Here is a 10246-nt window from a genome sequence, read left to right on the forward strand (position 1 = left end):
GGATCACGACGCCGACGGCGTGCCGTCGCCGCCGGTCGATGACCGCTGGCCGCGCCGCTTCGGCCTGCTCGTGCTGCTGCTCTGCCTTGGGGGCATCGGCGGCTGGGCGGTGACGGCCGACCTGGCGGTGGCGGTCATCGCTCATGGCCAGCTGGTGGCCGCCTCCTCCAACAAGGTCGTGAAGCATCCCACCGGCGGTGTCGTGGACCGCATCGTCGTTGCGGAGGGCGACCGCGTGGCGCAGGGCGAGCCGCTGGTGGTGCTGGAGACTGCCCTGCTCGAGCGGCGGCTGGAGGTCGCCCGCACCCGCTATCGCCTGGCCCTGGCTGCCGAGGCGCGGCTGGCGGCCGAGCAGGGCGGCGAGGCGCGCCCGGGCTTTCCGCCCGCGCTGGTCGAGGCCGGGGGCCCGGAGGCCAGCCGCATCATGGCGGTGCAGCTCGGGCTCTTCCATGTTCGACGCCTCTCCCAGGAGAAGGAGCGGGAGGCACTGGCGCAGCAGAATGACCGGCTGCGGGAGCGTATCGCGGGGCTCGCGAGCCAGGCGGAGTTCGCGGCGCGCCGGCTCGACAGCCTGCGCGAGGAGGTCGAGGCCCTGGACTCGCTCTACCGGGACGGGCTGGGTGACCGGCAGCGGCTCAACGAGCTGGAGCGGGAGCTGCTGGAGGAGCAGGGGCGCGTCGAGGGTTACCGCCTCGAGCGGATTCGCCTCGCCTCACGCATCGCTGAGAATGCCCGAGAGATGGAACGGCGCCGCGAGGCCTTCCGGGAAGAGGTCGGCGAGGCCTTCCATGCGGTGCGCCGGCGGGTCGCCGATGCCGAGGAGCGCCTGGCTCGGCTCCAGGAGCAACGGCGGCGGGCGGTGGTCACGGCCCCGGTCTCGGGGAGCGTGGTCGGCCTCTCCGTGCATGCGCCGGGCGCGGTCATCGAGCCGGGGGCCAGGGTGCTGGAACTGGTGCCCGAGTCGGATCCCCTGGTGGTCGAGGCGAGGGTTGCCGACCACGACATCGACCGGGTGGCCGTGGGGCAGCCCGCCGAGATACGTTTCACGGCCTACAACCGGCGTCGTACCCGGAGCATTGATGGGCGGGTCGTGCGGGTCGCCGCCGACAGCGAGCGGGATGAGGCTTCGGGGCGTCGCTTCTACCGGGCTCGGGTCCGGCTCGCGTCACAAGCGGCGGGGGCGGGTCTCGAGGCCATGCCGCTGCGGGCCGGGATGCCGGCGGAGGTGCGACTGCAGGCCGGCGAGCGCACCCTGGCCGGCTACCTGCTCAGGCCGCTGGAGGACATGCTCTCGCGGGCCATGCGGGCCGATTAGGCACCCCCGATGCTATAACGAGCGACCAGCCGGCGAGCTGGTAAATACGTGGCGCTGCGTCCGGGCATGACGTTCTTCAAGGGTACTCGCTGGGTGCCCTTGTTGTCATTCGCGTTAGATTGCCAGCGGCTCCACTTCCGCCATATGCAAGACGGCCCACCACAAGGTGGGCCGTTTTCGTCTGCTCGCGACTTGACTACTGCCCCGGCTGGCCTACTATGCCATCTACATGGATGGTATATAGCTTCCAAGAAGATGGTCATAGACAACTGGGAGGGGAGTCCCCTTCCTGGGTCAACTGAGGTATCCCGCATGAGCGTGCATGAGCTGCGCCGCAAGACCGGCGACTCCAGCGAGAAGATCACCATCAACCTGGGCGTCGTCGACCTGGGGCAGATCGATCTGCTGGTCCAGGAAGGCTTCTATTCCAACCGGACCGACCTGATCCGCACGGCCATCCGTAACCAGTTGGCGACCCATGCCGAGGTGGTCAGGGAAACCGTGACCCGCAAGGCCTTCGTGCTGGGGCTCGAGCATTACAGCCGCGCGGATCTGGAAGCCCTCCAGTCGGCGGGCGAGACATTGCAGATACAGGTCCTGGGCATGGTCAGCATTGCCGACGACGTCTCACCGGAGCTTGCCCGTGCCACCATCGAGTCGGTGGTCGTGCTGGGCGCCCTGCATGCCAGCGCGGCGGTCAAGGCCGCCCTGGCGGATCGAATCCACTGAATCACTGCATAGGGACAGCGACGATGATCGACGCCACCATGACGCGACGAATGGAAGAGGCGACGCGGCTCACTCGTGCCGGCAAGCTGCACGAGGCCATGGCCATCCTCCAGGGCGTGGTGCCTGGTGGGCAGCCAGGTGGGAAGAGTGGGACGAGAGACGAGGCAACGCCGGATGAATCCTGCCGCGCGGGCCATACCTTCGAGGGGACCTGCCAGGTCCGCGAGGAGGAGGCGCCGGCATCGAGGTCAGCGTCTGCTGAGACGGGCTCGCACCGAAGAGCGGAGCCGTCAGCGGGAGCGGCACCTTCCTCGGTGTATGGCCATGCTCGTCAGGCGACCACGGGGACTTTCCCGGGCAGTGATGTCGGCGTGCCTTCTGCCTGGCGCGACAAGTGGCGCCAGTTGCGTGAGACCGTGGCTCGGCCCGAGCAGGCACGGCACACCAGCGAGACAGCGGCGCCCGGCACGTTCACCGCCGGTTCCTTTACCAATCATGCCGGCACGCGAGAGTACAAGCTGTATCTCCCCAGCGGCTATCACGGGCAGGCACTGCCGCTGGTGGTCATGCTGCATGGTTGCACGCAGGATCCTGACGACTTTGCTGCCGGAACCACCATGAACCGGCTGGCCGAAGAGCAGCCGTGTTGTGTGCTCTATCCGGCCCAGCCGATGACCGCCAACAGTTCGAAGTGCTGGAACTGGTTCAAGGCCGAGGACCAGCAACGCGAGGGCGGTGAGCCAGCCATCCTTGCCGGCATGACGCGTCAGGTCATCGACACGCACGGGCTTGATGCGAGCCGGGTCTATGTCGCGGGCCTCTCGGCGGGCGCGGCCATGGCAACCACGCTGGCGATGACCTATCCGGAGCTCTTTGCGGCGGTGGGCGTGCATTCCGGACTGCCCCATGGCGTTGCCCAGACGCTTCCCGATGCCCTGGCGGCGATGCAGGGAGGCACGGGTTCCCTCGCTGGGGGCGGCACAGCGCGAGCCTCCGGGTGGGCGTCGGAGGTGCCTGCCATCATCTTTCATGGTGACCGGGACACGACCGTGCACCCCAGCAATGCGGATCGCGTTGCTGCCCAGTATGCCGCCACGCTTAGAGAGGACGAGACGGCAAGCCACCGTGAGAGCAGCGGCAGGGTCACGGTTGAGCAGGGGCAGGTGGCCGACGGTCATGCCTATACCCGTACCACGCATCACGATGGGAAGGGCGAGCCACGCCTGGAAAAGTGGCAGGTACACGGGGCGGGTCATGCCTGGTTGGGAGGGAGCACGCATGGAAGCCATACCGATCCCAGGGGGCCCGATGCCTCGAAGGAGATGCTGCGCTTCTTCTTCTGTCATCGGCAGGACGAGCGCAGCATGAGCTGAGGCGTCATCTGGCAGGGGGTGAGAGGCCTCGGGGGCAGTCCGCTATCATGTCGGTTATCGCTCGATTAGCCAGGGAGACAGGGTCATGGCAAAGGTGCCCGCCGCCTATCGCGCCACACAAGGTTCCATCCTCGACGTCGATCGCGACTTCTATGCCCGGTTGACGGCACCAGAGGCGCGGACGCGTATTCATCAGCTGGTCGTTCCGATTCGCGAGGGGCTGGCCTGGGAGGTGCCGGCCGGCCATGTGCTGCGCCTCTCGACGCTGGAGGGGCCGCAGGTGGGAGACCTGAACCTCTGGCATCGTCACAACCCGCGGGAGCGGTTCTGGGCCTCACGTACGCGCCAGCTGCAGCGGGCCCATGTGTCGACCTTCGATCGCTTGTGGTCGACGCTACCCTATCTGCGGCCCATGGCGACCATCATCGACGATACCCTGGCGAGCTACGGTATCGACGATGACGGTGGGCGCGTGCATGACCTGCTGGGTACGCGCTGTGATCCCTACGTCAACAAGCTGCTGACCGGCGAGGACTTCGACCATCACTGTCATTCCAACCTGGTGCGTGCGGTGGCGCCCTTCGGGCTCACCGAGTTCGACGTGCATGACGTGCTCAATGTCTTCCAGTGTACCGGGCTCAATGACGATGACCAGTACTTCATGAAGGCCTGTCCGGCCCGAGAGGGTGACCATATCGAGCTGTTCGCCGAGGTCGACCTGCTTTGCGCGCTGTCGTGCTGCCCGGGCGGTGATCTCTCGGTCGACCTGTGGGGCCCCGATGCCCGCGATCCCCTGGAAACCTGCCACCCCATCGGGGTCGAGGTCTTCCGGTTGGAGCCGTCACTGCTGGTAGGTTGGGAGCCGCCGGCGTATGCCCCTTACCGGGGCGGGCACGGCATGCGATCCGCGGCCATTGACTGGACCGCGGAGAAGCAGCGTCGCTTCAACAACTGAGAAGGCATTTACGTTCGCTCTGGCGATGGTCGCCGCACCAGCCGGTAGGCCGAGAGCAGAAACAGCGGTGCGCCGGCGACCAGGTAAAGGTGGTAGGACACCAGGCGCCAGACCAGCACCGCCGCAGCGGCCTGCTCGCGCTCCATCAGCGGCAGCAGCAGCCCGCCGACGCCCAGTTCGGCCGCACCCGCGCCGCCGGGCAGAAAGCTGAACTGGCTCGCGGCCATGGCCAGCATCTGGGTCAGGAAGGTCCATATCCAGTCGACGTCTCCCCCGGCGCCCAGCACCGCGAGGTAGAGCAGGCTGTAACGCAACAGCCAGTGCGCCGTGGTGAGCCCCAGCATCGCCATCAGGGTCGCGATGGGGAGCCGCAATGTGGCCTGCAATGCCCGCCGACACGTCAGCAGGCGGCGGGCAAGCCAGCGACGCCGATACCCGCTCAGCCAGCGTGCGCCCGGCGATGCGGTATAGCGCAGCAGCCCTGGCAGATAGCCCATCGCCAGCGTGACGCCGACGGCCACCAGAGCCAATGCGGACAGGGCTATCTGGACCACCGTCTGGTGGGGCCACTGGGTCTCGCCCAGCAGGGAGTAGGCCACCAGCCCCGTCAGCATGCAGAGGAAGAACAGCAGGTCGCAGCCCTGGTCGAGCAGGAAGACGGCGGCCCCCCTGGAGGCCGGCAGGCCGCGCTGCGCCAGCAGGAAGAGCAGCGTGGCCGGCCCACCGCTGCCCCCGGGGGTGGCACACAGGGCGAACTTGGACGCCAGTTCGATGCCCAGCGCGCCGCGCTGCCCGAGCCGGCCGGTCCGGCCATCCAGCATCAGGCGCAGCCGGGCGGCGTTGAGGTTCCAGCAGACGATTGCCATCAGCAGCATCAGGGCCAGAACATCCAGCGGGAATCGATTGACCGCTGCCAGGGCACCCGGCCCCCCCAGCCAGGCCATGATCACCAGGGGCGCGAGCAGCGCCAGCACGACCAACAGGCCGTGCAGCGGCCGCCACCGCGGCAGTGGCCGGCGAGGGTCAGCCGCGTCGGTGGATCGCATGGCGCTCGCTGCCGTGACGCAGTTGCCGATAGTGTCCCAGCAGGTCATCGATGACCCGCTCCCAGTCGAAGTGGCGCTCGACGTGCCGGCGGGCGTGTCGGCCCATGGACTCAGGGTCATTGAGGAAGAGCTCGCGCACGGCGCGGGCCATGGCGTCGGGGTCCCGCGGGCGGCAGAGGACCCCGGCACCCAGCGGCACATACTCCTTCAAGGCTCCGGCCCTCGCGGCGACCACGGGCAGCCCGCAGGCCATGGCCTCCTGGGCCACCAGGCCGAAGGTCTCACGGGTGCCGGCATGCAACATGGCATCGGCGCTGGCCAGGGCGGTGGCGACCTCGGCGGGCGGGCAGTAGCGGGGCACCACGCTGACGTTGTCGAGGACCCGGGTGGGCATGCCGGGGCCCATCAGCAGCAGGTGATACGCGGGACCCAGGCGGGCCATGGTCGCCAGCAGCACGTCGATATGCTTTTCCGGCGAGCGGCGACCGGCGAAGACCAGCAGCCGCTGGTGGTCGCCCAGTCCCAGGCGTCGACGTAGCCCGGGGTCACGGTGCCGTGGGTGGAAGGCCTCGAGGTCGACGCCCAGCGGCTGGACGCGCACCTTCTGCACGCCCCAGTCGGCCAGCCGCTCGGCCATGGCGGTGCAGGGCGCCAGCACGCTGTCGAAGTGGCCATAGAGGTCGCCCACGTAGCGCTGCAGGCGCAGGCGGACGCCGGCGCCGAACCGGTCACCCATCAGCCTCGGCAGGTCGGAGTGGAAGAAGCCCACCGTGGGTACCCCCAGGGCCTGGCCGGCCTCCGCGGCGGCCCAGGCGATGACATAGGGGTCGCCGGCCTCGATCAGGTCGGGGGCCATCGTCATCAGGGCATCGCGCCAGGGGGCGCGGCGCAGCGGGAAGCGGTAGCCCTGGCCAAGGGGAAGCCGCGGAGCGGGGAGGGTATGCACCCCACCGAGCGATCCGCGCTCGGCGCCGGGCACCAGCAGGCTGGTGCGCAGTCCCGGCCGGGCGGCCAGGACGCGATGCTTGGCCTCGAGGTAGGTGCGTACCCCGCCGCTGGCAGGCGCGTGGAACATGGTGACATCGACGATATGCAAGGCGCCCTCCTGGCGTGGATGTGCCCTGCCAGCCTAGGGCGGCCATGCGACAGTTTTGCGACAGCCGCAACGAGAGACGGCGACCCGAGGGTCGCCGTCCTGTGCTGCCTGTCGTTGCCGAGCGGTCAGTCCGCGGGGCGACCCACCAGCGAGCGGGTCTCCTCGCGGGCCTCGGTCAGCACCACGCGGATGACGTCGCCGAGCTTGAAGCGCTCCTCGCCCTCGACCTGGACGCGGCCCTCCTTGTCGTCGATCGCCACCTTGGTGCGGTCGCTGTGCATCAGCGGGGCCGGGATGAAGGCGGTGGCGCCGTTGGCGGTCAGGCGTACCCGCATGCCGCCGCGATTGACGGCGATGACCTCGGCCTCGAAGCTCTCCTGGGCCTCGGCGGCCGGGGTCAGGTAGCGCACGTAGAGCCAGTCCTTGACGTCGCGCTCGGCCATGCGGTTCAGCCGGCGGCGCTCGGTGAGCTGCTCTGTGAGCTGCTGGCTGGCCTCGGCCGGGGCCTGCTCGCCCTTGAGGACCCGCTTGATCAGCCGATGGTTGACCATGTCGCCGTACTTGCGGATCGGCGAGGTCCAGGTGGCATAGGCGGCCAGCCCCAGACCGAAGTGCGGGCCGGGCTGGGCGGACATGCTGGTGAAGCCCTGGAAACGGCGCAGGCGGGCATCCAGCCAGGCGTCGTCGCGGCCCTCGAGCTCTCGCTTGAGCTCGGTGTAGCGGGGCAGCTCGGTGAGCTGCTCCTGCTCCACCTGGATGTCCTGGCTGGCCAGGAACTCCTGGGCGGCCTCGGCCTTCTCCGGTTCGAAGGCGCGGTGGACGTTGAAGATGCCGTGGCCGACGTGCTCGGCGAGCAGGTGCGCGCAGCAGGCGTTGGCAGCGATCATCGACTCCTCGATCATGCGGTTGGCGATGCGCCGATGCTCGGTGCGGATGTCCAGCACGTTGCCGGCCTCGTCCAGGTCGAAGACGAAGTCGGGCCGGTCCTTGAACACCAGGGCGTGGGCCGCCCGCCAGGCGCTGCGCGCCTCGGTCATGGCCTCGAGGGCCTTGAGCTGTTCGCCGATCGCCTCGGCTGGCGTCCAGTCGCCCTGACCCTCGAGCCAGTCGGAGACCCGGTCATAGGCGAGCTTGGCATGGGAGCGCGCGGTGGCGGCGAAGAAGCGGTAGTCGCCGAGGCTGCCGTCGGCGCCGACCTCCAGGGTGCAGGCCAGCACCGGACGGTCCTTGTCCTCCCACAGCGAGCAGAGGTCGTCGGCCAGCTGCTCGGGGAGCATGGTGACGTTCTGGCCCGGCAGGTAGACGGTGAAGGCGCGGGTGCGGGCCTCCAGGTCGGCGGCATGCCCCTCCTCCACGTAGGCGGTGGGGTCGGCGATGGCCACGGTCAGCGACCAGCCGCCATCCTCGCGGGGACGGATGCGCAGGGCGTCATCCATGTCGCGGGTCTTCTCGCCGTCGATGGTGAAGAAGGGCTCGGCGGACAGGTCCTCGCGTTCGAGGCCCTCGTCGCGCAGCGGCCAGTCGTCGCCGGCATCCGGGCACTCCTGCTCCAGGGCATGGCGGGCCAGGGTCACGCGCCACGGCACGCTCGGGTCGTCGGTCTTGGCCACCAGCTCGTCGATCTGGGTGAAGAAGGCCCGGTCGTCGGGCTTGAGCGGGTGGCGCACCAGGCGGGCCACCACCCAGTCGCCGTCGGCGATGCTCGCCTCGTCGAGGCTGCGCTTGATGCGCGCCTTGAGGGCGGTCTTGATCGAGGGATGATCGGGAATCACCGCCAGGCGACCGTCGCGCTTCTGCACCCGGGCGATGAAGCGCTGCATGCCGGTCTCGATCAGGGTATCGGGCTCGACCGAGGTCTTGTCACCCTCCTCGTGGAGGATGGCCTCGACGCGGTCACCATGCAGCACCAGCTTCATGGCGGGGGGCGGCACGAAGTAGGAGTTGCCGTCGTCGGTCTCGAGGAAACCGAAGCCCCTGTCGGTGGCCTTGATCACGCCCTCGACGCGAGGGGTGTTGGAGCGGATCTGTTGCTTGAGCTGGGCAAGCGCCGAGTTGTTCTGCAGCATGGTCACGATCGGTTGGCGGGTAGGGGGGCCACTATACGGATTCGCGACCCCGGCGCCAAACGCCATGCCGGGGCAGCACGCGGAATCAATCGCTTGCGAAGGCGCCGCGGTCGCGGGCGAGGAGGATGGCCCGCCGGACGGTTGTCGAGGACGGGGGCGGCCGGCGCGAGGCCGGGAAGACAGGCGGTGGCGCCTTCGGTAGCCTGAGGGCTTCACGACACGCGGAAGGCTCCATGACCCCACGACTGATCGTCTCCGACCTCGACGGCACCCTGCTCGGGGCCGACCACGACCTGCATCCCTCGACCGTCGACACCCTGCGGGCCCTGGCGGGGCAGGGCCACCACCTGGCCTTCGCCTCGGGGCGCCATTTCCGGGACATGCAGCGCTTCCGCGAGCGCCTGGGCGTGCCGGTGCACGTGATCAGCACCAACGGCGCCTATCTCCACGACACCGAGGACCGCCTGGTCAGCGCCCGCCACCTGGAGGCCTCGCTGGCCCGGGAGTTGATCGCCCTGCCGCGCCCCCCCGAGGTTCGCCTGAACCTCTACCAGGAGCACGAGTGGCTGATCGATGCCGAGGCGCCCGGCCTGCTGGCGCTGCATGCCCACACCGGCTTCGGCTACCGGGTCGCCGACCCCGGCGAACTCGACGGCGAGGGGGTCGGCAAGGTGCTCTATATCGGCGAGCCGGGCGAGGTCGAGCGGCTGGCGGCGACCATCCGCGCCCGCCATGGCGAGCGGCTGCACCTGACCTGGTCGATGGCCACGTCGCTGGAAATCATGGCCGGGGGCGTGAACAAGGGCACCGCCCTCGCCGCGCTGCTCGAGCGCCTGGGGCTCGGCCCCGAGGCGTGCCTGGCCTTCGGCGACAACCTCAACGACACCGAGATGCTGACCCTGGCCGGGGAGGCTCACGTCATGGCCAATGCGCATCCCGAGCTGGCCGGCCGGCTTCCCGCGGCCGAGCGCATCGGCCATCACGACTGCCAGGGCGTGGCCGAGCGGCTGCGCGCGCGCTTCGCCCTGAGGCCGCTGCCATGACCACCACACCCGCCACCCTGATCGTGGTCGACGACGACCCCGAGATCCGCGAGCTGCTGGCCGACTACCTCGGCCGCCACGGCATGCGGGCCCTGCTGGCCGAGGATGCCGTGGCGCTGCGCCGGTTGCTCGAGGTCGAGACGCCGGACCTGCTGGTCGTGGACCTCATGATGCCCGGCGACGACGGCTTCACCCTCTGCCGGGAGCTGCGTCGCGAGAGCGACGTGCCGATCATCATGCTGACTGCAAGCGCCGACGAGACCGATCGCATCCTGGGCCTCGAGCTGGGCGCCGATGACTACCTGGGCAAGCCCTTCAACCCCCGCGAGCTGCTGGCGAGGATCAAGGCCGTGCTGCGCCGCGCCAGGGGCCACCAGGAGGAGCCGGTGAATCCCGCCCAGGCGCGGCGGGTGGCGTTCGGCGACTGGCGGCTGGACCGCCTGACCCGCGAGCTGGTCGACACCGAGGGGCAGCATTTCCCGCTCTCCGGCGCGGACTTCCAGCTGCTGCAGGTCTTCCTTGCGCATCCCGAGCAGGTGCTGTCGCGGGACGCACTCTTCGAGCTGACCCGCGGGCGACCGGCGCCCCCCCTGGACCGCTCCATCGACGTGCACGTGTGTCGC

General features: G+C 69.4%; 9 protein-coding genes. 6 read left to right on the forward strand and 3 right to left on the reverse strand.

What is annotated here, in order from left to right:
- The 4 genes from SCI24_RS09115 to SCI24_RS09130 form a co-directional block, all read left to right on the forward strand.
- The coding region (locus SCI24_RS09115; protein WP_318725096.1) for an HlyD family type I secretion periplasmic adaptor subunit at positions 1 to 1315 on the forward strand (1315 nt) is incomplete at its 5' end.
- A gap of 312 nt (positions 1316 to 1627) precedes the next feature.
- Positions 1628 to 2044 carry a CopG family transcriptional regulator gene (locus SCI24_RS09120; RefSeq protein WP_318725097.1) on the forward strand — a complete coding sequence of 139 codons (417 nt, stop codon included), beginning with the start codon at positions 1628 to 1630 and terminating at the stop codon, positions 2042 to 2044.
- 23 nt (positions 2045 to 2067) lie between these two features.
- Entirely contained in the window at positions 2068 to 3417 is a 1350-nt protein-coding gene (locus SCI24_RS09125) for a PHB depolymerase family esterase (RefSeq protein ID WP_318725098.1), read from the forward strand.
- An 85-nt stretch (positions 3418 to 3502) separates the two neighbouring features.
- Positions 3503 to 4372: an urea carboxylase-associated family protein gene (locus SCI24_RS09130; RefSeq protein ID WP_318725099.1), complete on the forward strand. Its 870-nt coding sequence runs from the start codon at positions 3503 to 3505 to the stop codon at positions 4370 to 4372.
- An 8-nt stretch (positions 4373 to 4380) separates the two neighbouring features.
- On the opposite strand, the gene SCI24_RS09135 is transcribed toward SCI24_RS09130, so the two are convergent.
- From SCI24_RS09135 to SCI24_RS09145, 3 genes are all read right to left on the reverse strand, one after another.
- Positions 4381 to 5418, reverse strand: a complete 1038-nt coding sequence (locus SCI24_RS09135; protein WP_318725100.1) for a lysylphosphatidylglycerol synthase transmembrane domain-containing protein — start codon at positions 5416 to 5418, stop codon at positions 4381 to 4383.
- The gene (locus tag SCI24_RS09140) at positions 5396 to 6514 is read right to left on the reverse strand and encodes a glycosyltransferase (RefSeq protein ID WP_318725101.1); all 1119 of its coding nucleotides are present in this window, start codon (positions 6512 to 6514) and stop codon (positions 5396 to 5398) included. The genes SCI24_RS09135 and SCI24_RS09140 overlap by 23 nt, the downstream gene beginning before the upstream one ends.
- Before the next feature lie 125 nt (positions 6515 to 6639).
- A complete protein-coding gene (locus SCI24_RS09145) occupies positions 6640 to 8580 on the reverse strand; it encodes an exoribonuclease II (RefSeq protein ID WP_318725102.1) in 1941 nt (646 codons plus the stop codon).
- A gap of 233 nt (positions 8581 to 8813) precedes the next feature.
- On the opposite strand from SCI24_RS09145, the gene SCI24_RS09150 reads away from it, so the two are divergent.
- Positions 8814 to 9623, forward strand: coding sequence for a Cof-type HAD-IIB family hydrolase (locus SCI24_RS09150; RefSeq protein WP_318725103.1), 810 nt, complete (start codon positions 8814 to 8816; stop codon positions 9621 to 9623).
- Positions 9620 to 10246 (forward strand): response regulator (locus tag SCI24_RS09155; RefSeq protein ID WP_318725104.1); only part of this gene is annotated, 627 nt, incomplete at its 3' end. The genes SCI24_RS09150 and SCI24_RS09155, both read left to right, overlap by 4 nt.

This window comes from Halomonas sp. (genome assembly GCF_033549285.1).
Classification (GTDB): Bacteria; Pseudomonadota; Gammaproteobacteria; order Pseudomonadales; family Halomonadaceae; genus Halomonas.